20 protein-coding genes and 2 other annotated features are annotated in these 25,550 nt (G+C 34.0%); of the genes, 13 read left to right on the top strand and 7 right to left on the bottom strand.

Annotated elements, in window-relative coordinates; all coding sequences use genetic code 11:
* The first annotated feature begins 10 nt into the window (after positions 1-10).
* From ACLTBU_RS00320 to ACLTBU_RS00270, 11 genes are all read left to right on the top strand, one after another.
* Positions 11-1,024, top strand: coding sequence for a galactose ABC transporter substrate-binding protein (locus ACLTBU_RS00320; protein ID WP_249333178.1), 1,014 nt, complete (start codon positions 11-13; stop codon positions 1,022-1,024).
* Positions 1,025-1,137: 113 nt separating this feature from the next.
* Complete coding sequence (locus ACLTBU_RS00315) at positions 1,138-2,247, top strand: substrate-binding domain-containing protein (RefSeq protein WP_412217033.1); 1,110 nt, start codon at positions 1,138-1,140, stop codon at positions 2,245-2,247.
* A 97-nt stretch (positions 2,248-2,344) separates the two neighbouring features.
* Entirely contained in the window at positions 2,345-3,853 is a 1,509-nt protein-coding gene (locus ACLTBU_RS00310; protein WP_412217031.1) for a sugar ABC transporter ATP-binding protein, read from the top strand.
* A gap of 16 nt (positions 3,854-3,869) precedes the next feature.
* Positions 3,870-4,904 carry a galactose/methyl galactoside ABC transporter permease MglC gene (gene mglC, locus ACLTBU_RS00305; RefSeq protein ID WP_177669924.1) on the top strand — a complete coding sequence of 345 codons (1,035 nt, stop codon included), beginning with the start codon at positions 3,870-3,872 and terminating at the stop codon, positions 4,902-4,904.
* Positions 4,905-4,929: 25 nt separating this feature from the next.
* Entirely contained in the window at positions 4,930-5,133 is a 204-nt protein-coding gene (locus ACLTBU_RS00300) for a hypothetical protein (protein WP_249333181.1), read from the top strand.
* A gap of 179 nt (positions 5,134-5,312) precedes the next feature.
* Positions 5,313-6,116 carry a helix-turn-helix domain-containing protein gene (locus ACLTBU_RS00295; RefSeq protein WP_412217336.1) on the top strand — a complete coding sequence of 268 codons (804 nt, stop codon included), beginning with the start codon at positions 5,313-5,315 and terminating at the stop codon, positions 6,114-6,116.
* A 25-nt stretch (positions 6,117-6,141) separates the two neighbouring features.
* Positions 6,142-9,249 (top strand): glycoside hydrolase family 2 protein, encoded by a 3,108-nt coding sequence (locus tag ACLTBU_RS00290; protein ID WP_412217030.1) that lies wholly within the window; start codon positions 6,142-6,144, stop codon positions 9,247-9,249.
* Positions 9,250-9,264: 15 nt separating this feature from the next.
* A complete protein-coding gene (gene pnuC / locus ACLTBU_RS00285) occupies positions 9,265-9,903 on the top strand; it encodes a nicotinamide riboside transporter PnuC (protein ID WP_177669932.1) in 639 nt (212 codons plus the stop codon).
* Between the two features lie 701 nt (positions 9,904-10,604).
* Positions 10,605-11,381: a pentapeptide repeat-containing protein gene (locus tag ACLTBU_RS00280; protein ID WP_412217028.1), complete on the top strand. Its 777-nt coding sequence runs from the start codon at positions 10,605-10,607 to the stop codon at positions 11,379-11,381.
* 147 nt (positions 11,382-11,528) lie between these two features.
* The gene (locus ACLTBU_RS00275) at positions 11,529-12,572 is read left to right on the top strand and encodes a helix-turn-helix domain-containing protein (RefSeq protein ID WP_249333952.1); all 1,044 of its coding nucleotides are present in this window, start codon (positions 11,529-11,531) and stop codon (positions 12,570-12,572) included.
* Between the two features lie 266 nt (positions 12,573-12,838).
* The gene (locus ACLTBU_RS00270) at positions 12,839-13,261 is read left to right on the top strand and encodes a hypothetical protein (RefSeq protein ID WP_249333950.1); all 423 of its coding nucleotides are present in this window, start codon (positions 12,839-12,841) and stop codon (positions 13,259-13,261) included.
* Between the two features lie 334 nt (positions 13,262-13,595).
* Here ACLTBU_RS00270 and ACLTBU_RS00265 read toward each other — a convergent pair whose 3' ends face one another.
* The 7 genes from ACLTBU_RS00265 to ade form a co-directional block, all read right to left on the bottom strand.
* Positions 13,596-13,826 (bottom strand): sugar ABC transporter permease, encoded by a 231-nt coding sequence (locus tag ACLTBU_RS00265; RefSeq protein ID WP_249333948.1) that lies wholly within the window; start codon positions 13,824-13,826, stop codon positions 13,596-13,598.
* A 433-nt stretch (positions 13,827-14,259) separates the two neighbouring features.
* Entirely contained in the window at positions 14,260-16,647 is a 2,388-nt protein-coding gene (locus tag ACLTBU_RS00260) for a valine--tRNA ligase (RefSeq protein WP_412217025.1), read from the bottom strand.
* 61 nt (positions 16,648-16,708) lie between these two features.
* Positions 16,709-16,973 (bottom strand) — a binding site (T-box leader).
* Positions 16,974-17,174: 201 nt separating this feature from the next.
* Positions 17,175-17,702: an HAD-IIIA family hydrolase gene (locus tag ACLTBU_RS00255; RefSeq protein WP_412217024.1), complete on the bottom strand. Its 528-nt coding sequence runs from the start codon at positions 17,700-17,702 to the stop codon at positions 17,175-17,177.
* A gap of 190 nt (positions 17,703-17,892) precedes the next feature.
* Positions 17,893-19,650 carry an arginine--tRNA ligase gene (gene argS / locus ACLTBU_RS00250; RefSeq protein WP_249333943.1) on the bottom strand — a complete coding sequence of 586 codons (1,758 nt, stop codon included), beginning with the start codon at positions 19,648-19,650 and terminating at the stop codon, positions 17,893-17,895.
* Positions 19,651-19,707: 57 nt separating this feature from the next.
* Positions 19,708-19,926 (bottom strand) — a binding site (T-box leader).
* A 44-nt stretch (positions 19,927-19,970) separates the two neighbouring features.
* Positions 19,971-20,576, bottom strand: a complete 606-nt coding sequence (locus ACLTBU_RS00245; protein ID WP_412217021.1) for an NUDIX hydrolase — start codon at positions 20,574-20,576, stop codon at positions 19,971-19,973.
* Positions 20,577-20,664: 88 nt separating this feature from the next.
* Positions 20,665-21,546, bottom strand: coding sequence for a YitT family protein (locus tag ACLTBU_RS00240; RefSeq protein ID WP_177669948.1), 882 nt, complete (start codon positions 21,544-21,546; stop codon positions 20,665-20,667).
* 101 nt (positions 21,547-21,647) lie between these two features.
* Positions 21,648-23,357, bottom strand: a complete 1,710-nt coding sequence (ade, locus tag ACLTBU_RS00235; protein WP_412217019.1) for an adenine deaminase — start codon at positions 23,355-23,357, stop codon at positions 21,648-21,650.
* Positions 23,358-23,741: 384 nt separating this feature from the next.
* On the opposite strand from ade, the gene ACLTBU_RS00230 reads away from it, so the two are divergent.
* Positions 23,742-24,464: a tRNA 2-thiocytidine biosynthesis TtcA family protein gene (locus ACLTBU_RS00230; RefSeq protein ID WP_177669952.1), complete on the top strand. Its 723-nt coding sequence runs from the start codon at positions 23,742-23,744 to the stop codon at positions 24,462-24,464.
* Positions 24,465-24,468: 4 nt separating this feature from the next.
* Positions 24,469-25,530, top strand: coding sequence for a tyrosine-type recombinase/integrase (locus tag ACLTBU_RS00225; RefSeq protein ID WP_177669954.1), 1,062 nt, complete (start codon positions 24,469-24,471; stop codon positions 25,528-25,530).
* The last annotated feature ends 20 nt before the right edge of the window (positions 25,531-25,550 follow it).

The raw sequence follows: 25,550 nt of genomic DNA, 5'->3' as shown, positions 1-25,550 counted from the left end.
GAGATGTGGGATGAATCAAAAGAAAAGATATTTATTGATTATTACTATAGTATTCGTTTGTTTTCTACTCTTTAAAAATTACATAAATACTGACTTAAAGCATGAAGAAAATAAAGTTGTTAAGATAGGGGTATGTACATATAAGGCTAGTGATACGTTTATTGCTTCTATTGTTACAGAACTTGAAAAAATTATAAAGGAAGAAGAGCAACTTAGAGAGACTACGATTAAATTAGATATTTCAGATGCTAAAGAAAGCCAGTTAACTCAGAATGAACAAGTGCAAAAATACATTGCATTAGATTATGACGTTATCTGTGTTAATATCGTAGATCGAACGAGTGCCGCTAGTCTAATTGATCAAGCAGCAAGCGCACAAATCCCACTTGTATTTTTTAATAGACAACCTGTAGAGGAAGATATGTATCGAAGTGATAGTGTCTACTATATTGGCTCTAATGCAAAAGAGTCAGCCATTATGCAAGGTGAACTTATTATAGAAGCTTATAAACAAAATCCAGAGCTTATAGATAAAAATCAAAATGGGATTATTGAGTATGCTATTTTAGAAGGTGAAGCAGGGCATCAGGATACTGTTATTCGTACAGAATATGCCATTAAGACACTGGAAGAAAAAGGGCTAGAATTAAAAAGAGTAGCAGGATGGTGTGCTAATTTTGATAGAAATCAAGCTGCTGCATTAGTCGAACAATGGTTAAGTCATGAACAAGAAGAAATAGAACTTATTTTGTCCAATAATGATGATATGGCATTAGGTGCAGCAGATGCCATTGAAAAGTTAGAAGGAGAAAGTATTGCTATTGTGGGAATTGATGGAACACCACAAGGTAGAGAGGCTGTAGATAAAGGCACTTTACTAGGTACTGTTGTGTCAGATCAAAAACTTTATGCAAGACAAATTTTTACACTATGTGATGCACTTATTAAAGGTGAGGAATTTGTAGACCAGCTCGAGTTAGAAGATAACAAGTATATGTGGATGCCGTGGGGAAAATATATCTAAGATTTTTATAGATAGATAAAAGAAAATCTCATGTAAAAGAAAATTTAATAAAGGTATAATAAACACATCAATAAGGTTATTAAAGATGTGTTTATTATTTTGGAGGGGATCATATGAAAAAGAAATGGATAGGAATGGTAGTAGGAGCAACGATGATGGCAATGTCATTAACAGGATGTAGCGAGGCACCTACGACACCAAGTGAACCAGAGACATCAACAAGTAGTGAAAAGCCAGCTGAAGAGACTAAGGAACCCGAAAAGGTTGAAACAGATACAGCCGAAGCACAGAAAGAAGAGATTACAATGGGTATCCTCATTTATAAATATGATGATACTTATATCTCTACAGTACGTTCTGCCATTGAAAAATATGCAAAAGAGGCAAATGTAGCTATTACATTAGATATGCAGGATGCACAAGGTGACCAAGCCAAACAAAATGACCAATTAGATGTTTTAATTGAAAAAGGTGTTGATGTATTAGCTATTAATGCAGTAGACACAGGATCTGCACAAGGACTTGCAGATAAAGCAAAAGCTGCAGGCATTCCAGCTGTATTCTTTAACAGGGAGCCAGATGCTTCTGTTATTCAATCTTGTGAAGGGATTTTTATTGGAACAACAGCCTCAGAAGCAGGTGTAATGCAAGGTGATATCTTATCACAAATGTGGAAAGAACACCCAGAGTATGACCTTAATGGAGATGGTAAAGTTCAATACCTAGTCTTTAAAGGAGAACCTGGTAACCCAGAAGCCGAAGCACGTACTTCTTATGCTGTTTCTCAAGCCGAAGCTAATGGCTTAATTATGGAAAATGTCAATGGTGATCCTATTGTAGCAAACTGGGCAACAGACCAAGCGCAAACAGCTATGGAAGCTGTCTTAGCAGCCCATGATGGAGAGATTGAAGCAGTATTTTGTAATAACGATGATATGGCACTTGGTGTTGTTGCAGCCCTTAATGGTTCTGATTATAACTTATCAGCAGATGGTGAAAAATGGATTCCTGTTTTAGGTGTTGATGCAACAGATGCAGGTGTTGAAGCTATTAATTCAGGTAAAATGGCAGCAACAGTTAAACAAGATGGTGATGCAATGGGTAAAGCTATTGTAGCTATTGCAACAAATGTAGCTTTAGATAAAGACTACTTAGAAGGTACAGACTATACATTAGCAGAAGATGGTATTTCTGTACGTATTCCTTATTCAACTGTTCAATAAATCGTAAAATACTAAAATAGGGGAGTATCTTTAAATAGATCAAGTTATTTAAGGATACTCCTTTTATGAAAAGAGAGGAAGAAAAGGGGGGAATGCTATGGGCACAGAGTATGTGTTAGAGATGGAAGGAATTGAGAAGAAGTTTCCTGGTGTTAAAGCATTAGATGGTGCACAGTTAATGCTACGTAAGGGCACAGTACATTCTTTAATGGGTGAGAATGGAGCCGGAAAAAGTACACTGATGAAGTGTTTGTTTGGGATTTATCAAGAGGATGCAGGAAGCATCAAAATAGAAGGAACAGAGATTAGGTTTGATAATCCCAAACAAGCCTTAGATCATGGTGTAGCTATGGTACATCAAGAACTGAACCAAGTACTAAGAAGAAGTGTTATGGAAAATATATGGCTAGGACGTTTTCCTAAAAAAATGGGGTTTATTGATCATGAAAAGATGTATGAAGATACTTTAGAAGTTTTTAAGGATCTGAATATAGAAGTAGATCCTAAAATGCTCATTGGTAAACTATCTGTTTCTCAAAGACAGATGGTAGAAATAGCGAAAGCCGTTTCATATAATGCCAAGATATTAGTATTAGATGAGCCTACATCTTCTTTAACTAAGCAAGAGGTAGAGCATTTATTTGGCATTATTAATAGACTACGTCAACGAGGTGTAGGCATGATTTACATTTCTCATAAAATGGAGGAAATTCTTCAAATATCAGATGATGTAACAGTCATGAGAGATGGTAAATGGATTGCCACCAAACAGGCAAAAGATTTGACAACAGATGAAATTATAAAGCTAATGGTAGGACGTAGTTTAACAAATCGTTTCCCACCTAAGACGAATGAAATAGGAGATGTGTTATTAGAGGTAAAAGGGTTAACAGGAAAGTACATGCCAACTTGTATGGATGTTTCATTTAACTTACATAAAGGTGAAATTCTAGGTATAGCAGGGCTGGTCGGCTCTAAACGTACAGAATTACTTGAAACACTTTTTGGAACAGCTCATAAGGAAAAAGGAGAAGCCATTCTGCATGGTAAGCCTATACAAAATAGAAATGCCAAAGAGGCCATTAAAAATGGTTTTGCTTTATTAACAGAGGAAAGACGTGCAACAGGGATTATTCCACTTCAAAGCATTACATTTAATTCTGTATTAGCTAATTTAGCAGCTTATAAAAAAAGAGGCTTTTTATCTGATAAGAAGATGGAAGAAGATACAACATGGGTTATTGATAGTATGAAAGTGAAGACACCTTCTTCTAAAACACATATTAAATCTTTATCAGGTGGTAATCAGCAAAAGGTTATTATAGGGAGATGGTTACTCACTAGCCCAGAAGTACTTCTTTTAGATGAGCCGACCCGAGGAATTGATGTAGGAGCAAAATATGAAATTTATCAGCTTATTATTGATTTAGCTAATAAAGGAAAAGGTATTGTAATGGTTTCTTCTGAAATGCCAGAGCTTATTGGAATCTGTGATCGTATTCTTGTTATGAGTAATGGAAAGGTGGCAGGTATTTTAGATATGAAAAAAGACTATGCGGGGAATGCGCAAGAAGAAATTATGCGATTAGCTGCAAAATATATTTAACTAGGAGGGGGATCAAATGGGAGAAACAAAAACACGTAAATGGGATAAAGAAAGAATCAATGAGTTTTTATTAAACTATGCACTCTATATTATTTTAGGGATTATGATTATTGTCGTTATTTGTATTAATCCTAAATTCTTATCTGTTTCTAACTTTATTAAGATTTTAACACAAGCATCTACGAGAGGTATTTTGGCTTTAGGTGTTGCCGGAATGATTGTACTTGCTGGAACAGACCTTTCAGCAGGACGTATTTTAGGATGCTGTGCAGCAGTATCTGCTTCATTAGTACAGTCTGTGACTTATGCGTCAAGGATGTATCCTGGTATTACAGAGGATTTACCACTTATTCTTCCCTTACTAGCAAGTATAACCATTGGTGTAATCTTCTGTATGATCAATGGATTTGGTGTAGCAAAGCTTAAACTACATGCTTTCATTGTTTCTTTAGGTACACAGCTTATTGCTTTTGGTTGTACCTGTATCTACATTGATAGTCAAGAAGGCGGGGCTCAGGCTATTTCTAGCTTTAACGAAAAATTTATTAATTTTGTAAATGGCTCTTTTCCTATTGGCAATTTTAAATTACCTTATTTAATTTGTTACTTTGCTATTGCTGCAGTTGTTGTATGGATTATTTGGAATAAGACAACACTCGGTAAAAATATGTTTGCTATCGGTGGGAATATGGAAGCAGCAGCTGTATCAGGTGTCAATATCTCTAGAAGTATTATGGGGGTTTATTTAGTAGCTGGTGTTTTGTATGGTATTGCAGCTTTTCTTGAAGCTGGACGTATCCAATCTGTTAATACAGGGACAGGACTTAACTATGACTTAGATGCCATTTCAGGGTGTGTTATCGGTGGTGTTTCTTTTGCAGGTGGTGTTGGAACTATTCCAGGGGTTATCATTGGCGTTATTATTCTTCAAGTAATCAACTACAGCTTAAACTTTTTAGGCGTTAACCCCTATCTACAGTATATTATTAAAGGCCTTATCATTATTTTAGCTGTTTCAATTGACGTAAGAAAATATATTGCTAAAAAATAAGTAGGAAATAGGAGTGCATAAAAGTATGGATGATGAACAAAAAGTAAAGGCAGAAGCAGAACAAGAAGAAAATCAAGAGCTGCCTAATACAACACTTATGTCTATGAAAGAAAATGTATATGATCATCTCAATGTTTCTTTAAAAACGATGAATAGGGTTATTGCTTTATTGGTTATTGCTATTATTGTGTTTACAACTTTTGGTATTTGGCAAGCTCATATTAAATAAGTAAAAAATCCTCGTAGTAAAAGAACTACGAGGATTTTTATTTGAAATACTTACTTAAATGGTTGTTCCGAAAAATATAAAAGTTTAAGAATGTTTTCCTATAATTTTATAGAAGTAGTAGGATGGAAGAGCTAAAATAAATATAGAATTTTATTTGTTTTTAATGGGAGGTGAGTTAAATAGTAAGCATAGACAATATAAATTTATGCAAACTAGAGTTTTGTGCCAATTATATTTATGATGAACATTTTCATGATGAATATGAAATAAATTATGTCAATTTAGGAAGATGTATCATGACTGCAGAAGATAAGAATGTTGCGCTTAGACAAGGGGAGTGTATTATTATACCTCCTTCTTATCGGCATAGTTTTATGGTAGATGGTATGCAAAAGTGTCAAATTACACAATTTGGTTTTAAGTTATTAGAAGTAAACGAAAAGCTGGATTGTCTCATATTGTTTAAAAGTAAACAGCCTTATTTTAAGATTACCAACTGTACAGATGTTCTAGAGAATATGAATAATCTGTATACATACTCTAACTACAGCAGTTATGCCGAATATAATAAACTTTTATTTAATATGGAGGTACAAAAGCTTTTTATTCTTTTATCCATGCATATAGACAGAATGCGTTTAATTAAACAAAAGTGTGAAAATAACCTCTTAGAAGCAGTCCTATCTTATATGGATGACCACTATGAACAAGATATTCATATAGAGGCGTTAGCTAGGACTTATAAAATAAGTTCACGATATTTAAGAAGACTTTTTATGGAGCAGGTTGGTTTTAGTGCCGTTGAATATATGACTATGCTTAGGATAGAAAGAGCTAAGGATTTATTAAAAAATACGTCAGTATCTATTTCAGATATTGCCATGAATGTGGGATATAACAGCTTTCAATATTTTAGTCTAATTTTTAAAAAGAAAACAGGTGTTTCACCAAAGGATTTTAGGAATCAATATAGGATGAAATAAGGTAAAGTATAAAAGGAGATATAAAATGATTAGAAAAGCAGATTTTATAAATAAAGTATGGCAAACGCCTCTTTTACCGCCTATTCCAGCCCAGCTAGAGGGGAGTTCATGTAGTAGCCTATGTTTGACCAATCGTATAAAGAATGAATGGCAATTTTTATTTGAGGAAATCAAAGATATTCCTTCACCTTTTGCTAAAAATCAAGATTATGATTTTAATACAGTTGATGAAATAAAATGGGACGAGATTATTGTACCAAGTTCTTTGATAATGCAGGGATATGATATTCAAAATAATGTGGAGTATTACTATAGACGAAAAATTACTATTCCAAAAGAATATGCTCAAAATAGAGTCTTCTTAAGATTTGAAGGCGTCTATTCCAATGCACGTATATGGGTCAATAATCAATATATCAAAACACATGTAGGCGGCTTTACTTCATGGGATTGTGATATTACAGCACTTGCACAGGAAGAAGAAGTAACGCTTATTGTAGGTGTCGCAGATATAGAAGGAGACCATCCTGGCGTATGGAATCCAAATGGGCAGGTGATTAGTGACTCTGCTTGGGCAAGTTATTATGCACATCATAATATTGGAGGCATCCTGCGCGATATTACACTTTATGCACTGCCTAAAAACTACATTGCAAGAACACATATAGATACTATTCTTGATGATGCGTATAACGATGCTGTTTTAAAGATTGATTTACAGTTATATACAAATAATGAGCCTATACAAATAAAGGCTGAATTATTAGATGAGCATAATCAGCTTATGGTAAGTGAAATTCATTCTATTGACTTAAGCTATTTAGATACATGGATCTTCCCAAAAGATCAACTTATAATGCACCCAGATGAAAATTGGAAAGCAGAAAATCAAGAAGCTTATGAGAATGATAGAAAGTTTGAGGCACGCTATATTGACCAGTATTCAGATAAACCGTATGAATGTAATACTTATTCTGTATGCCTTGAGATGGATGTAGAGGGAGCAAAATTATGGGATGCGGAACATCCACATTTATATAAAGTGAAAATATCCTTATGGGATGGTCATGTAATGCTTCAGGAGAATCATCATAAAGTTGGGTTTAGACAAATTTGTTATGGGGGCATGCGTCATACAGATGCCAATAAAGTTTATATCAATGGACATGAGATTAAATTACGTGGTGTATGTAGACATGATGTTTCTCATTTATATGGTAGATCTTTGACTAAGGAAGATATAAGAAATGAAATCCTTGCTTATAAGAAAAATAACATTAATCATATTAGAACCTCTCATTATCCAGCCTCACAGTATTTATTAGACGTATGTGATGAGCTAGGCATTTATGTAGAGCAAGAGAATTCAGCATGCTTTAAAGGAGACAATGGTTATGATATTTATAATCCACCGCAAGACTTTGTAAATAGCTTTGCTGAAATGATAGAAAGTAGCAGAAATCATCCATCTGTTATCATCTGGTCCTTAGCCAATGAGTCAGGCTTTGAACGTACTTATGCATTTAGAACAGAGTATGACTATGTTAAGATAGAAGACCCAACAAGACCGGTTATATTTAGCTATCCTTATACAGTTAAGTCAAATCCGGTGCCATATGACCTTTATAGTCAGCACTATGCATCGGTAACAGGTTTGTTAGGGAATGATAAGATGCCTATATTACATGATGAATTTGCACATGTAGCTTGTTATAACCTAGAAGACTTGATACGTGATAACAGCTGCCGTGAGGCTTGGGGAGAAAGTATTAAGAAAGGTTGGGAAAATATATTTAAAACAGATGGTGCCCTTGGATGTGCTATATGGGGAGGGATTGATGATGTGTTTTATATACCAGAGGGTACAAGTGAGTCACATCAGCATCATTCAAAAGGTAAAGCTGCAGGATATGGTGAATGGGGAGCTGTACTTGATGCTTATAAACGAGAGAAGCCAGAAGCTTATTTAACTAAAAAAGCCTTTTCACCTATACGCCTTGATGCAGATAGAAGTACTTTGGGTAAGGATATTATACTTTATTTAAGAAATTGGTTTGATCATACTTCCTTAAAAGAAGTAAAGATGATTTGTACAGATGAAAAGGGAGATCTACTTTATGATGGCTTTATTCAGGAAGATATTCCCCCTCACCAAGATGGTGTTATTAAGCTATTAGGGGCTAATGTTCAAGGCAATAGCATAAATGTAAGCTTTTATTATAACGATCTCTTAATTGATGCATATCATTTAACACAAGTAGTATCAGTAGATTCTTTAACAGAAATAAGTTTAAAACAATCCTTTGAGATAGTAGAAAATAGGGACAAGGTTAGTATAAATACACCTTCTGCCTCTCTATACTTTGATAAGCATACAGGCAAGGCTTCTTACTGTAAATCAGGGCAAATGGACCCTGCGGTAACTGGACCTTACCTCTATATGAATGAACAAGAGGTAGCAGTAGTGCAAACGGAAGAGGTTATATACCAAATAGAAAATGGATTAGCTGTTATGACGCTGCGTGAAAGATATGATAACCTGTCAGGAGCTTATATTAAAATGATTTTTGACGGGGTGGATCTACATACTTTTATAAGTATCCTAGATGATGATACAAAGCTAGAGCAAGTGGAGCAGCTTGGCGTAAGATATAGATTGCTTGATAAGGTTGAGGCTATTTCATGGCATCGTAAGGGACTGTACTGCACTTATCCTGAACATCATATTGGAAGAAATGAAGGGACTGCTTATTTAAGAAGGTGTAATAGTGATATGCTTAAAGATGAGTATGGTGTAAAACCTGAATGGTGCTGGGAACAGGATATGGCAAATTATTTCCTATTTGAGGATAATAGTAAGGGAATCACCAATGATTTTAGAACAAGACGTAATCATATTCAGGATTATACTGTTCATTTTGTAGATGGTAGTAACTTATGTGTAACACCAATAAATAGTCATCTAGGAGCATTCGTAGAATATGATACGATAAATGAAAAATTAATACCTCACTTACAAATAGCACTTGGAGATTATTATCCAAAATTGGCATGGGGAAATTATTGTGGTGAGCCGTTAGACATTCCGCAGGAAAACACACTAGATTTCAAGCTTGTTCTTTGCAATCTATAAGAGGCATAGAAGATAATGAATAATAAAAAATATAGATTAATACTCCTTATACAATTCATTATTATTTTACTATCCGGTATTTTTTCAAGTGATACTTGGTATGCCATAGGTGTTTCTATTATAGGTGTGGTATTTAATTTCCTTGTATCTTTGAATAACCCAGTAGGATTCTTATTTGGATTTGTCTATGCCATTACAAATGGAATACTAGCTTATAATGGACAGATTTATGCCACTTTTATATTTATGCTCTTTTTACAGGCACCAATGGCCCTATATAGCTTTATAAGTTGGAGAAAAAAGAAGGAAAGTACAGAAGCTATTATGAAGAAAATGTCTTTTAGGCAAAATAGTATGTTAGGGTTTGCAATGATTGCCCTAGGCATTGTGATGTATTTTGTGCTTCAACTCTCTAATAGTACCAATGTACTAGTTGATAGTGTATTCTTTGTATTTAGTGTGAGTGCTTGTTTATTGCTCGCATTCTGCTATAAAAATGCCTATATGATTACTTTAATGTCAGGTGTTTGTGGAACGATTTTATGGACTTATCAGATGCTTGAAACAGGAAGTGGCTTTTCTATTGCAGCCTTTTATCTAATTGTTTCTATTAATTCTATAATAGCTGTTTATGAGCAATATATCAAAAAATAGATAGAAAAATCCTCGTAGTAAAAGAACTACGAGGATTTTTACAATATAAGCTAGCATAAAACCATCCCCCTTAATAATGGTTTTATGCGGGTTTTTTGTGGCAAAACTTAAGTAACTTAAGGTTTTACAAGAGTAGAATGAATAGGTGAGACATTTCTTATATAAGGCTGTAGGTACTAGGTGGGTATGACCAAGAGGCTATAGGGGAAAGGGATGCCACTGCATGTATCACCTTAAGACTATTGGGGTAGCACGTAGGACGCTAAGACTTAGGATAGATGAGCCTAATCTTATTCATTTGAAACTGGTAAAGTCTTGAGTACTTATATATAGGTGATGCCCCTTGCAACAAGAGCTGCCACGACGCTTGCTGCAAAGTTCATGTAAGTGAATGAGCTAGAAGTTAGAAGGGGGGACTAACTGTTTACTCAACAACTTACAAGATGTAGGATATGAAACTGGCCTAGGATTCGTTTCACGTCCTTACACTTATATATATACGGATAAGTATAGCAAATGCGTCATAAAATTATAAAAAATTTTATTAACGTCAATTAGAAAGTATGATCCAAAAGAATAGTAAAGTAGCAAAAGATGAACCTTACTTTATACTAGTATATAGATTTATAAAATTGTATGATAATATGTAATTATATTAATAAAAAGGATTTGAGCAATAAATCCTTATAGGAGAAACTTAAATGGAAAAATTATACAATGCCTTAACTATAGATTGCCAAAAGTGTTGTGGGCTATGTTGCATTGCATTATACTGCACTAAAACAGATGGCTTGCCTTACGATAAAGTAGCGGGTACACCATGTAAAAATTTATTGCCAGACTTTCGTTGTCACAGTCATCATGAGCTTATAGAAAGAAAATTAAAAGGCTGTCTTTCCTATGATTGCTTTGGAGCAGGTCAAAAGGTTACACAAATAATTTACAAAGGGGAAGACTGGAGAAAGAGCCCTCATTGCCGACAGCAGATGTTCGAGGTTTTTCATATTGTTACACAATTACATCAGATGCTATGGTATTTGCTGGAGACTTATAGGATGAGTAATAATCAAAAGATGCAAGAAGACATACGCACACTCATAAGGAAGAATGAGCATATGACAACATTATCCCCTAATGAAATTCTGATGCTAGATATAGAGAGTTATAGAAAAAGCGTTAATACTATTTTAAAAGGCATAAATACTAGTCAGCCTAAAAAAGTAGATTATATGGGGAAAAACTTTAAAAGGGCAAATCTTGATGGGAAAGATTTCAGCATGTCCTTTTTGATTATGGCTAATTTAGAAGGGTGTAGCTTAAAAGGCACTAACTTTTTAGGAGCAGATCTACGAGATACTAACATTCAAAATACAGATTTAAGTGAGAGCATTTTTCTAACACAAATGCAGGTTAATGCCGCAAGAGGAAATAAAGCAACTCAATTACCAAAACATTTAACGAAGCCTACTACATGGTAGAGACAACTCCTATTTGACTCAACTTACGTTTGAGTAGACTCTAGAAATGCTTTATTGTTTAATGAAAGTATATACCTTAAAATAAAGTTGTAATGAGGCGGCCGAATTATTCAAGTATTAAATAGTGGTAAGATAGGAGAAGCAGGCATGAAATTAGAAATAGGTAAATGTATTAAAAGCCTACGATTGCAAAAAGGCATTACACAAGAAGAACTTGCCAATTATTTAGGGATTTCTTACCAAGCAGTCTCTAAATGGGAAACAGATGCTAATACACCAGATATTGCATTACTTCCACAGCTTTCTATATTTTTTGGTGTGACAATAGATGATTTCTTCAAATTATCAGATGAGGAGCATTTTAAACGTATAGATAACATGTTACTGAATGAGCGTATTATTTCAGATGAAGGGTTTGCCTATGCAAAGAAGTTCCTAAATGAATTGCTTATGCAAGATTCACAAAATATAGAGGCACTTTGTTTATTGTCTAAACTTTATAACCATAGGGCAAAATCAGATCATGAATTAGCTAAAACCTATGCTAAAGAGGCATTACTTTATGAGCCAACTAATCGCTCTTTACATGTAAGACTGATAGAAGCTAGCCAAGGTATTACAGGAGATGGTTATATTGATAATCATTCAGAACTCATAAAGTTTTATCAGAACTTCATTATACAGAACCCAACATATATAACAGGGTATATTATACTCATTAACCAGCTTATTGCTGATTCTAGATTTAAGGAAGCAGAGCGAGTGATTAAGCAGGCTAGGAAAGTAGAAGATCGTTATGTATTCTATATTTTTGAAGGAGATATACAATTAGGCTTAGGACATAGAGAAGAAGCAGTTGAAATATGGAATGAGACAGTTAAACGCTTTACCCATATATGGCAAGTATACGCATGTCGTGCAGACCGTTTCTTAAAATTAGATAGAGTAGAAGAAGCCATGAAGGATTACCATCAGTGCTTTGATATGCAAGAAAAACCTAGATTGGTAGATGGATTATGTTCCCTAGCACCTTTATATGAAGAACGAGGGGAGTATGAAAAAGCAATAAAAATATGGGAACAATACATGATGGTCTTACAAGAAGATCATGGTATCACAACGGGAGAGGCACTCGATGCCCCTATGAGAGAAATTGAAAGATTAAATAACTTAAAAAGCTCCTCTATTTAATAGGGGGCTTTTAAGTTATTTAATCTACTTATTTTTTTAATTTAGTTTATGTAGAAGGCATATAATTTATTTAGTTATTTTTGTAATGAAAGTTGAATATTTCTGTAAATTTTATTGTAAAAATATAATGAATATGATAAATATAAGAATATATAGAACAAAGAAAGAATAAAAAAGAAGAATATTATTATAATAGGATTGCTCAAGGAATTTGAATACTCGAATAACCATACTGTGAAAAGATAGAGAAAGGAATAGAGAAAACTATGAAAAAGAATATAGGATACATGGTAATTATTATAAGTATCATTATTATATTTATGATAAGTAATAATTATGGTAATAAGCCCTTTGAGCATCTCGTAGCAGATGAAATAGGAGATATTTTATTAAATACAGATTTTAGTGATGTAAGTGTGCGTATTGAAGAAAGTGAACATATAAAAGTGCTATCAAGACTTCTAAAAAGGATTATTATTCAAGAGGAAGAAAGGCCTAATAAATATGAAGTAAGTATGATACATTTTACGTTAAATATGAAAGATGGTAATAAAATACAATTAAGCCTTTGTAATCCTTATCTATTGATAGATGGCAAAAGCTATAAAATGAAATATGGTGCTGGTGAACAATTAAGAATGCTATGGTATCAGTATATACAGAAATCTCTGGTAGAAACTTATAATTAACATAAAGATCCTAGGGGATTGAAATATATGTTCTAAAATTTTATTAGATTAAAAATTAAGAATGTAGAAAGTACAAAAGGAAAGTGTATAATACATAAAAAAATATAAAAAGAGTGCCCCATAAGGTACTTTCAGTTACTTATACAGTAAAAATTTCGTAAAACTTGTGTTTCGCGAATAGTTCATTATATAAGTAAATCGCTCTTCTTATACCTAAAACCCACCTATAAGGCTTCCTGTTCTGCTATTAAACAATTTGTTTTATAGGTAGGGTTTTCTATTGTCAACAGTATCTGATATTGTTGAAAAAAATAACCATTTGTCAAGATATCTTTTATAGCGTAATTCTGCACTTAGAAGGTTTTTCTTTCTTATACAATACAACTACCAAATCACCTTGTTGAGGACAAATATTGCTTGCACTGATATACTTTCTTTTTTTATAAGTAGTTTCATTCACATTGTATTGAACTGTTATTAGATGTGGAAATTGTACCTGATTAATAACTTTGAGTCCCCCTAGTTTAATAACAGAAATCACAGTTCCTTTTACGCTATCTTCCATAATTATCATCCTCCTTAAATTCTCAGCTATTGGCTTATAAGAATATCATTAATTAAGTATAGCATATTCCTAATTAATAGGATAGTATAGTTTATACTAAAAATTCTGAATTTATACAAAGTACAATACATATAATAGGGTTATCTATACTCTATATATACAATATAGATAACCCTATCAATAATAATACTTATAGAGATTTAGGTATAGATAACTTGTATTTCGCGAAGAGTTACTTGTATAAAGAAAACCGCTCTTCTTATACCTAAAACCCATCTATAATGTATAGTGACATAAATGTGTTAATATATTGTTTTTGACACAAAAGTGTTTACATTTAACTTCCTCTCTTCTATCATGTATAGAATATAAAACACGGTTAATCTCCAAGTGGATCTATTAACTATGTTTTATATTTTATTAGTGCCTAAGTCTATCGCGTATTAATTATAAGATCTCCTATTGTGCCACAAGCTTTAATATCTTTTGATTCTCTTATAAAGTAATCAATATATATTGCATCCGTTATTATTATAAATTCTTTTAGTTCAGTCTTCATAGATAAATTATTCTCTGATTTATATTTCCGTATTTCTCCTAATACCCTTTTCAATTCAATTCCAAACCCTAGAATACTATTATTTATTTCCTCGTTAATTTTCCACTCCATCAGATGTATAGAAATACATTTCTCATATACTCTGAAAAAGCTTTGATAAATATACTCTGTTTGATGAGGAATATAGATGGCATATAACTTAAGAATATTAAGCAATGCATAATAAATAGTGTATTGTGCAGCACATCTTTCTTTTTCACCATGAATATGGGGTTTATATAATCTATCTTTTACAATTTCTAAATAATCATCACAAAAATCTTTCCAAAACAAGTCATCTATTTCGTGTCTTGCTAGACCTATTTCATATTGGTCTAACAATTTAGTGCATGTTAGCATTGTTTGATTTATTCGCTCTAATATCCATTTATCTGCTGGAAGTAAATGAGGTTTATTTTTACAAAGTAATAGGTTTTTATCAAAATCCTGTAAATGCATAAAACTAAATTTACTTGCATTCCATAGTTTATTCATAAATCTCTTTGAGGGCATTAACTCTGATTCAGAAAAAAATGTATCAGCCCCAAGTTTTGTATTAGCGGCCCAATATCTCAAAGCATCAGCGGAATGTTCTGTAATTAATGTTTTGGGAGAAAGTTTACCATTATTTTTGGATTTACTTATCTTCTCTCCTTTTTTTGCAAGAACAAATCCTGAAATCATGATGTCCTTCCAAGGTAGTTTACCCGTATGATATAAGCTTCTAACAATAGTATAAAATGCCCAAGTTCTTATAATTTCATGAGCTTGTGTTCTAAGGCTCATTGGGATTTCTAACTCTAATCTTTCGTCATGCTCGTGCCATTTGCGATTAATTTGTGGTGTTATAGATGAAGTGGCCCAAGTATCCATTACAGCAGTTTCAGGGATAAAGGTAGTTCCACCACACTTACAGATAGTTTTAGGGGTCTCTCCTAAAGGATTAATAGGTAAGTCTTTTTCTTGTGGAAGAATAACGGCTCCACATTTCTTACAGTACCAGATTGGAATAGGTACTCCAAAATAGCGTTGTCTCGAAATACACCAATCCCATTTTAGGTTCTGAACCCATGAAATATAACGGTTTTTCATTGAGATTGGATGCCAATTAATTTCATCAGCAGCTTGTAGATAACGATCCTTATCAGTTAATATATCAATGTACCATTGTTTAGAAGGAATAATTTCTACAGATTTTCCACAACGCTCATGTGAAGCTACTAAATGTGTCATTGTTTCTTGTTTGATTAATAGGTTTTGTTTAACTAGCTCCTCAATGATAATTTCTCTTGCCTTTTCTACTCTTAATCCTCCAATAAAAGGAATTTCATTATCGATTGTTCCATTAGGCAAAATAACTTTTTTGTAAGGCAGCTGATATTTATCATACCATTTTGTATCTGTTATATCTCCAAAAGTAGCACACATAACAATTCCGGTACCCTTATCTAATTCAACGTTATCATCTCCTAAGATAGGAATTTCATGTTTGTATAAAGGTGTAATAGCTTTCTTTCCAATATACTTTTTATAACGTGAATCTTGACTATTGATAAATAAAGCTACTACGCCATACAGTAGCTCAGGTCTAGTGGTTGCTACTATTAGTTGTTCATTGTCTACTTCAAATGGTATATAGTTAAAACTTGTGTCCTTTTCTACTGTTTCTAATTCAGCTTGAGCAATAGATGTTTGACACTCAGTACACCATAGTACTGGGGCTTCTTTGGTATAGGCTTTTCCCTTCTTTACGAGATCCAAGAATAGACGCTGAGAAATACGTGTTGTTGTAGGATTGATTGTTTCATACTGTAAATTCCAATCAACTGAAAAACCCATCGATTTCCACAAAGATGTAAATTCATGTTCATATTTTTGAGCTACTTCAGTACATTTTGTGGTCATTTCTTCTCTAGATAAGTTTCTGGCTAATAAATGGTATTCTTTTTCTACTAGTCTTTCTGTAGGTAAACCATTGTCATCAAAACCAAAAGGATAGAATATGTTATATCCGTGCATTCTTTTAAATCTAGCAATTATTTCTGCCTGAGTATAAGAGAAAATATGTCCTATGTGCAATTGTCCACTTACTGTTGGAGGTGGCGTATCAATAGAATAAGTTTGTTTCTGGTTATCATATCTATAGCTATAAATATCATTCTCCTCCCAAAGTTGTTGCATTTCTTTTTCAATGCTTGCTGCATCATAATGTTTTTGCATCATTTCATCCTCCTTTAGATTATAAAATATAAAACAAAAAACGCCCTAAGCATATGTCAAATATGCTTAGGGCGAACTCTTTATGTCCGTGGTACCACCTAAATTCAGATGAAAATCATCTGCTCTCGAACAGTGCGGGATGTGTAGTTATAAATCCGATACTGCTTTCCTTTTAACGGTGGAAATTTCCGGTGAAGTCTACTCTGGGGAATCCCTTTTCATTTCACAGCTCAAAGGCTACTTCCATACTCTCTTCATGAAGATTTTCACCATCCATCTTCTCTCTGCTAATCCAATGAGTATGTACTCCTCCTCGTCAATGCTTTGTCTTATATTTTTATTAATTGTACCTTTAATATTAAATATTGTCAATAATATCATGAATAATAGTTTTTGGTAAATTTACACACTAATCAGTTCGTATATTTCATTTAATATTATGAGTTGAAGGGTGAATTATTAATGAGTAGTCTATAGCTGCCCAAATAGTGCGAGAATTAGATATATGATTTTATAGGTGGGTTCTTATGTTATTTATTTAATAACCAATTCATTGCGTCTAATAGGTTTTTAGCAGTATACATAGGTTCAAAGTCAATCCATTTATGACGATATTTTCCTAAAGCTTCTTCTCCTGCCCCTGTTTTAACCAAAATAGCCTGCATACCAGCTTGAGAGGCTGCTAACATATCGCTCCATCTATCTCCTATTACGACGCAATTTTTTCTATTCAATTGATAGGTCTGAGAGGCTGTTAATAACATTTCTGGACTAGGCTTGCGGCAAGAACAATTTTCAGTATGGCTATGTGGACAGATATATACTTCTCTAAATCCAAAGCTTAATAGTTCGTCTTCAAAAGCCTGCAGTGTACATTCTCCTTTTGAAATGCCTGGTTGATTAGAGAAGGCAAAAAGAGGTATATTATATCTCTTAGCAAGTTCAAGTGCCTCTTTGGCAAAAGGATAGAGTTTAAATGCTCCTGGATAGGTTACAGAAGCATCTCCACCTATGGTTCCATCTCTGTCAATAAATAAAGCTTCAATGTTACGATACATTTTATTATCCTCCTAAGCAATCATTGTTTATTTGCTATAAGGTACTGGTGTAAATATTTAGAATTTTCATTCCTCTAAGTTAGTAATGACTTTACAGGCACCATGTTCTACTTTATTATTTTAAATAAAACAAATACTATATCTTTAATACCTATATAAAATAGCATTGAAATTTTAATAGGTACATTTATTACATTTTATGAGGAACTTCTATACCAAGAAGGTCTAAGCCTGTTACAAGCATTTCCTTACAAAGTGCAGTAAGTTTAAGCCAAGATTGTTGTTTGGAAATGTTGGATTCTGTAAGTATTTTATGTTCATGGTAGAAACGATTAAATAAGTTACAAAGCTCATAAAGATACTGACAAAGTTTATGTGGGCTATATTGCATAATACTTTCAGGAACGAGTTCATTAAATAAAGCAAGTTTAAGCATCAGTGCACGTTCCATTTCACTACTTGGAGCATCTATCTTACTTCGGACATCTACTAGAGAGGCTTTTTCTAATAGAGCACTCATACGTACTGCAGTATAAAGAAGGTAAGGTCCTGTATTACCTTCAAATGAAGTGAAACGTTCTAAATCAAAGACATAGTCTTTTGAAATTTGATTGGATAAATCTCCATATTTTAAGGCAGCAAGACCAATTTGTTTAGAGATTATAAGGGCTTCTTCTTTTGAGATAGCTTTATTCTGAGCAACCTTGGCATAAACTTTTGTATGAACTTCTTCAATTAGTTGCTCTAATCTCATTACTCCACCATTTCTTGTCTTAAAAGGTTTACCATCTGTACCATTCATTGTACCAAAACCTAGGAAGGTAAGTTTTGTTGTAGGGGGAATAAGTTCAGCTTTTCGAGCTGTACGGAAGACTTGTTCAAAATGTAAGGATTGTCTTTTATCCACAATATAGATAACTTCATTTGGGTTAAAGAGCTGTTTTCTCTCGATCAAAGTCGCTAAATCGGTTGTACTATATAAAGTTGCACCATCAGATTTCACTAAAATACAAGGTGGCATTTCACGTGTATCGGCATCTTCCTTAATATCTACAACTACAGCGCCATCATTTTCATAGGCTAGCCCAAGTTCTTTAAGATTTTCAATCATTTTAGGAATATAAGGCTGAGCATCACTTTCCTTTTTCCATAAATCAAAGTGTACGTTTAAAGCTGTGTAGTTTTTCTTCAGGTCATCTATAGAAACCTTTAAGATTTGCTGCCATAAAGCTTTGTAGCCAGGATGGTTCTGTTGGAATAAAAAAGTGATATTTTTTGCCTCAGACATAAATTCAGGATGTTCTTTCGCATAGCTACTTGCCACAGGATAAATTTCTTCTAATTCTGAAATTGTAAAAGGAGCCTCATTAGGATAATCCGCTTTATACGATGCATCAAAATAAGGAAGTTCTGGGTGACGCTTTTTTACTTCTGCAATAATAAGTCCAATCTGAAGTCCCCAGTCACCTAAATGGACATCTCCTAATACGTTATAGCCTAAAAAACGATACATACGTTTAAGACTTTCACCAATAATAGCTGTTCTAAGATGTCCTATATGAAGAGGTTTAGCAATATTAGCACCGCCGTAATCAATAATAACCGTTTCTTGGTTTTCTATAGGGGTGCATCCAAATTGCGGGCTAAGAGCTACATTATTTAAGTAGCTTACTAAATAATCATCCTGCAGTGTTATATTGATAAAGCCTGGAGCAATATACTGGATTGTTTCAAAGTAAGATTGATTTTGTAAATGTTCTACTACTTCTTTTGCAATAAGTATAGGGCTTTTCTTATAAGCTTTCGCAGCAGCTAAAGCCCCATTACACTGAAATTGGCAAAGGTCAGGTCTATTAGATAGGGTTACCTGACCATACGTATGGTTATAGCCACACGATGTAAAAGTATTGCCTACAAGTTCTGTAAGCATAGATAATAAGGTTTTCATAATTTATTAACCTCCTATTGGGATTTTAGGGTATAAAAAAACCGCCTCTTATATGAAATAAGAGACGGATTCATTCCGTGGTACCACTCAAATTGGTCTTATTTTAAGACCCACTCATAACTTTAACGCAGTTAACGGCATATCCTACTTATTTAATGGGTTCAGATAGGCTTCTGATAAGGTCCTCTTCTCTTAATGTGTAGTGTAGGACTTCCACTCTGTTCCTACTCGCTGGGAATACATTTATTAAGATACTCTCCTCGTCATAGAATTTGAAATATTTCGTTTAGTATATAAAGTATTTATCTATTTGTCAAGTTTTATTCTGTAAATAAAGCACTACCTAGCTTTACAAAACTTTGTAAAAGTAGATACGTCTTAATATCTAGTTTTTCACCGCTTTGTAAAAGCTTCTCGGCATCTTCTCTCGATACAAGGAAAGGCTCAATATCCTCATCAGCCTCTAGATAATCTATAGATACTTCTCCTGTACAAATGCAGTACATGAGGCATACAGACTCATCTGTCATACCAGCAGAAAGATAGAGTTTATCTTGAGCCTTTACAAGAGATACAAGCTCAAGGCCTGTTTCTTCTTTAAGTTCACGACCAAGTGTTGTTTCTGGTGTTTCATTAGGGTCAATAAGACCAGCTGGTAATTCATAAATATAATCGTTAAGTGGTAAGCGGAATTGTTTAATCAAAACCAGTTTATTACTTTCCTTATGTAGAGCTGCAATGACAACGGCATCTGTCTTTTCTTCACCTTTATGGAAGTATTGCGTACTTAAAGTATCATAGTCTTTACGTGAAGCAATCATCCAGTGTTTAGTCATACCCTTTTTATTTTCATATTCAGCATCATAGAGGTTTAAAAATCTAGTCTGAGCTAGGGGTTTAAGTTTACGAATGGCATTTGTATGCATAAAGATCTCTCCTATTTTAAATTGTATAAATCCTTTACACAATAGTAACAGAATTATTCTCACTGTGCAAAGGATTTAACTTAAAAAGCTACATAATAGCACTATAATCTTCAATAAAGCCTTGTCCAAGTACTTCTCTTACATCAGCAATAACCACAAAGGCTTTTTCATCAATTTCTTGAATCAGGGTACGCAGTTTAGTAATTTCTTTCTGAGATACAACAGCAAAAAGCATTTCTTTAGATTCTTTAGTATACATACCACGAGCACTCAGCCCTGTTACACCACGAGGGAGCTTTTCAATAATGGCTTTAGAAATTTGTTCATTATGAGAAGACATAATAAAAACAGCTTTAGCATAATGGAGACCTGCTAGTACATTGTTTACAACACGGGTACTGACAAATACAGCAACAATGGCATACATAGCTTTATTAGCGCCAAAAACAAAAAGACCTGTTAAAAGAATAAGACCATCAATACCTAGCATGAGCTTGGCAATAGGAAAGCGTGGATGATTAAAGCGGATAATGGAAGCCAGCATATCTGTACCACCTGTACTGGCTAAATTACGTAGCACTGTACCTATTCCAAGTCCAGAAAGTGCACCGCCAAAGATACAGCATACCAAAAGGTCATCACCTACCCAGAAAGGATTAGGAATATGTTCTACGATACTTAACATCACAGATACACCAGTAACAGCTAAAGCAGATCTTTTGGCAAAGTTAAAGCCTCTTTGTTTAATACTTATAGCAAATAAAGGGATGTTCAAAACAATATTAGTAACCCATACAGGAATTGTAAAATCTAGGAATTCAGTAGACACAGTTTGCAAGATGATACCAATTCCGGCAATACCGCCAGTTACCAGTCCGTTAGGTGCAAAAAACCAGTTAATGCTCAAGGCAATTAAAATGGTACCTAATAGAATCTGTAAATAAGGATTAGAAAAATAGGATTTTTTCATAATGCCCTCCTTTAAAAAGAAAAATAAAAACACTTACCTTTAGTGTAAATGGTAAGTGTGTATTTATACCTATTTGTTGATGAATTTTATTAGAAATAGGATTATTCAGAAATAAATTCAACTGGAATATGCTTAAAAGCACCTACATCAAAGAGTCCTTTATCTGTAATTTTAATTTCTGGAATAACAGGTAATGCTAAGAAGGCTAATGTCAGGAATGGGTCAGCCTGTGGATTAATGCCTAGCCCCTTAGCGGCATCTAGCATTTCTTTAAGTTTATGAGTAACTTGTTTGGCACTTAATGTACTAATTAGACCTGCAATTGGTAAGTTCAGATGATCAAGCACTTTTCCTTCTGATACAAGGACGATTCCACCTTGTTTTTCAATTAAAGTATTGACTGCCAGTACCATATCTGCATCATTATCCCCTACACATACGATGTTATGAGAGTCATGTGCAATAGTTTGTGCAATAGCACCATTTTTAATAGAGAAGTTTTTAAGAATGGCAACAGCTTTATTCCCTGTATTGTGATGACGCTCAATTACAGCAATTTTAGAATAAGTTTCATTGGCTTTAAAGTAACCGTTTTCCACTGGTACTTCTTCTACAAGTTTCTTAGTAATAATCTGTCCGTCAATAAGCCCGATGACATGTGCTTTAGATTGTGATAAGGAAATGATTAAATCTTCTTCAGAAATTGGGTCACAATGTACTGTGTTTTGAACTGTTGTATAGGCGTCGTAACGTTTTGCAGTAATAGATGGTTCTTGTTCATACCATTTTCCCTTAGTCATAACACGGTTTACTGCTACTGTTTCAAGATTATCTAGGATAACAAGGTCTGCGTCATACCCTGGCGCTAAGGCACCTTTATGACGTAAGCTATAAACACGTGCAGGATATAAGGTAGCCATACAGATGGCTTCAATTGGGTCAATTCCTAAGCTAATACTTTCACGGATATTGCTATTAATATGGCCATCTTCAAAGATATGTTCTAAGTGTTTATCATCTGTGCAGAATACACAGTTTGTAAGTGGTAAATGAGTTTTGACAAGCTCACTGACAATATCATTTAAATTGTTAGCAGCTGTACCTTTTCTAATTTGAACAACCATACCGAGTCTAAGACGTTCTATAACCTCTTCAATCTCACTACATTCATGATCTGTATGGATACCTGAGAAAGCATAAGCTACAAGGTCATCTCCCTTAACATGAGGGGCATGGCCATCTACAATTTTATCTCCAGCTACTTTAATTTTAGCTAAAACAGATTCATCTCCAAAAAGCACCCCAGGATAGTTCATCATCTCACCCACACCCAATATACGTGGATGGTTAATGTACTTCTCCATTTTAGCAGCATCTAAAATAGCACCGCTACTTTCCATTGGTGTAGCAGGTACACAAGATGGAAGCATATAGTAAATAGAAAGGGGTGCCTGCTCACTTTCCTTAAGCATATAGTCGATACCATCAAGGCCACTTACATTGGCAATTTCATGAGGATCCGCAATAAGAGTTGTTGTACCAAAAGGTAATACAGCATGAGCAAATTCTGAAGGTGAAATCATGCTTGATTCAATATGAAGATGACTATCGATAAAGCCTGGTACCACATATTTTCCTTTAAGGTCTATTTCTTCTTTCCCTTCATAATGTCCAATACCAATAATTTTATCATTACAAATGGCTAGGTCGCCTTCTATGATCTCTTTTGTAAAGACGTTGATGATACGTCCGTTTTTTAATACTTGGTCTGCTTTTTCTAGTTTACGACATACATCTAAATAATGTTTCATAGACTGTCTCCTTTACCATCTTTTATTTTTTAAGGACTATCTTATCAGAAAGCGTCCACGTTGTCATCTAAATTTCGTATTTTATTAAACTTTCTACTTTATGCCCTAAAAGTAGAAAGTTTAATAGACATTCTTTATACTAAGAGTATACTTGAAGAAAAATCAAGATATAACCTTATTATAAAATTTCATCGAACTTTAACAAAAAATAAACAATACATTTTGGTTCATAGTTCGGATAAGTATCAAAAATACCCGTCAATATAATTTGTACTCAAAAATAAATGTTCGGATTTTTGAGTTTTGCTTTTATCTCAAAGGTAATACCTTTATAATAAAATGAGCTAGAATAAGGGATTACCCTAAACTATGGAGGACTTATAAATGAAAATTCAACATTTGCTTAGCTACGCCAGACGTGCGATACAAGATTATCATATGATTGAAGAAGGTGACCGTATTGCGGTAGGTATTTCAGCAGGTAAGGATAGCCTAGCACTTCTTCTTGCCTTAAGACATTTACAATACTTCTATCCTAAGAAATTTGAGCTCGAAGCTATTACAGTTTCGTTAGGCTTCGATAACTTTGATCTTTCAGGTGTTATTGCTTTTTGTGAAAAACTAGGGGTACGTTATACGGTATATGAAACAGAAATTGGAAAAATTGTATTTGATGAGCGTAAGGAATCTAATCCTTGCTCATTATGTTCTAAAATGCGTAAGGGAGCCTTAAATGATAAAGCTAAAGAGCTTGGCTGTAATAAAATTGCGCTTGGACATAACCAAGATGATATTAATGAAACACTCCTTATGTCCCTATTCTATGAAGGGCGCATTCATACCATGAGTCCTGTTACTTATTTAGAGCGCGCAGAACTTACTATTATTAGGCCCCTTATTTATGTGCCTGAAAAAGATATTAAATATTTTGCAAAAAAAGAAGGCCTTCCAGTTGTGAAAAGCCCTTGTCCTGCAGATGGTGTAACAAGACGTGAGACAACAAAGCAGCTTATTTATAAGTTAGAAAAAGAAATTCCATCTTTATCAAGCCACTTATTTGGTGCTATAGAACGTAGCGAAATTGACGGATGGAAAGCAAGGAGCTGATAATATGTCAAGCTATAGTGAACAACGACAAATTCATTTAACTAAAGTATTACGTGAAGTCATTAGTGAACTGCCTCCTTATACTTTTGACTTTTTCAGAGGGCTTGAACATACAACGAGTATGAATACCCGTTTAGCCTATGCCTATGATTTAAGAGTATTTTTTGACTACCTGCATAAGGAAAATGAATCTTTTAGTAGGTTGGAATCCTTTAAGGAGATTACGCTTAAACAGCTAGAGGCTCTTTCACCTAGAGATATTGAAAAATACTTAGAATACCTTTCTTATTATGAGAAAAAAGACGATGAAGATGAAACAATTAGCCATCAAAATGGACAGAAGGGGAAAGCTAGAAAGTTAGCAGCCCTTAAAACCTTCTACCACTACTTCTATAAGCAACAACTCATTACTTTTAATCCTACCGCCTTAGTAGATATGCCTAAAATTAATGAAAAGCCTATTGTGAAACTGGAGGTAGATGAAGTAGCAAGACTTCTTGATATTGTGGAAGAAGGCACTGAGCTGACAGAAAAGCAACAGCGTTATCATGTCTATACTAAAAAAAGAGACCTAGCCCTTATTTCTTTATTGCTAGGAACGGGTATTCGTGTATCTGAATGTGTAGGTCTTAATATGGAAGATGTGGATTTTAACTATAATGGAATTCGTATTACTAGAAAAGGTGGAAACGAAACAATTATTTACTTTGGTCAGGAAGTTGAAGGTGCGCTTCGTGACTACATGCAGGAGCGTAAAGAAAAGGTATGTAAAGATGGTGATACCCCGCTCTTTCTTTCTTTACAAAATAAACGATTGAGTGTACGTAGTGTTCAAATTCTTGTAAAAAAATATAGCAGTCTTGTGACCCAGCTTAAGACCATTACACCGCATAAACTACGTTCTACATATGGGACTCAGCTTTATCAAGAAACAGGCGATATTTATCTCGTTGCTGACGTTCTAGGACACAAAGATGTTAATACGACGAAAAAACACTATGCTCAAATGGATGATGCTAGAAGAAGAATGGCAGCATCTATTGTCAAGCTTAGAGATATAGAATAAAAAAGCTCACAAGTAATTGT

Source organism: Zhenhengia sp. (assembly GCF_046966505.1).
GTDB lineage: Bacteria > Bacillota > Clostridia > Lachnospirales > Cellulosilyticaceae > Zhenhengia > Zhenhengia yiwuensis.
Note: the sequence above shows the minus strand (reverse complement) of the source record. Positions and strands in the feature narration are given on the sequence as shown.

Excerpts from the sequence above, each read along its gene's own strand:
- ACLTBU_RS00320 (WP_249333178.1), top strand. The coding sequence starts at position 11 with ATGAATCAAAAGAAAAGATATTTATTGATTATTACTATAGTATTCGTT.
- ACLTBU_RS00315 (WP_412217033.1), top strand. The coding sequence starts at position 1,138 with ATGAAAAAGAAATGGATAGGAATGGTAGTAGGAGCAACGATGATGGCA.
- ACLTBU_RS00310 (WP_412217031.1), top strand. The coding sequence starts at position 2,345 with ATGGGCACAGAGTATGTGTTAGAGATGGAAGGAATTGAGAAGAAGTTT.
- mglC (WP_177669924.1), top strand. The coding sequence starts at position 3,870 with ATGGGAGAAACAAAAACACGTAAATGGGATAAAGAAAGAATCAATGAG.
- ACLTBU_RS00300 (WP_249333181.1), top strand. The coding sequence starts at position 4,930 with ATGGATGATGAACAAAAAGTAAAGGCAGAAGCAGAACAAGAAGAAAAT.
- ACLTBU_RS00290 (WP_412217030.1), top strand. The coding sequence starts at position 6,142 with ATGATTAGAAAAGCAGATTTTATAAATAAAGTATGGCAAACGCCTCTT.
- pnuC (WP_177669932.1), top strand. The coding sequence starts at position 9,265 with ATGAATAATAAAAAATATAGATTAATACTCCTTATACAATTCATTATT.
- ACLTBU_RS00280 (WP_412217028.1), top strand. The coding sequence starts at position 10,605 with ATGGAAAAATTATACAATGCCTTAACTATAGATTGCCAAAAGTGTTGT.
- ACLTBU_RS00275 (WP_249333952.1), top strand. The coding sequence starts at position 11,529 with ATGAAATTAGAAATAGGTAAATGTATTAAAAGCCTACGATTGCAAAAA.
- ACLTBU_RS00270 (WP_249333950.1), top strand. The coding sequence starts at position 12,839 with ATGAAAAAGAATATAGGATACATGGTAATTATTATAAGTATCATTATT.
- ACLTBU_RS00265 (WP_249333948.1), bottom strand. The coding sequence starts at position 13,826 with ATGGAAGATAGCGTAAAAGGAACTGTGATTTCTGTTATTAAACTAGGG.
- ACLTBU_RS00260 (WP_412217025.1), bottom strand. The coding sequence starts at position 16,647 with ATGATGCAAAAACATTATGATGCAGCAAGCATTGAAAAAGAAATGCAA.
- ACLTBU_RS00255 (WP_412217024.1), bottom strand. The coding sequence starts at position 17,702 with ATGTATCGTAACATTGAAGCTTTATTTATTGACAGAGATGGAACCATA.
- argS (WP_249333943.1), bottom strand. The coding sequence starts at position 19,650 with ATGAAAACCTTATTATCTATGCTTACAGAACTTGTAGGCAATACTTTT.
- ACLTBU_RS00245 (WP_412217021.1), bottom strand. The coding sequence starts at position 20,576 with ATGCATACAAATGCCATTCGTAAACTTAAACCCCTAGCTCAGACTAGA.
- ACLTBU_RS00240 (WP_177669948.1), bottom strand. The coding sequence starts at position 21,546 with ATGAAAAAATCCTATTTTTCTAATCCTTATTTACAGATTCTATTAGGT.
- ade (WP_412217019.1), bottom strand. The coding sequence starts at position 23,357 with ATGAAACATTATTTAGATGTATGTCGTAAACTAGAAAAAGCAGACCAA.
- ACLTBU_RS00230 (WP_177669952.1), top strand. The coding sequence starts at position 23,742 with ATGAAAATTCAACATTTGCTTAGCTACGCCAGACGTGCGATACAAGAT.
- ACLTBU_RS00225 (WP_177669954.1), top strand. The coding sequence starts at position 24,469 with ATGTCAAGCTATAGTGAACAACGACAAATTCATTTAACTAAAGTATTA.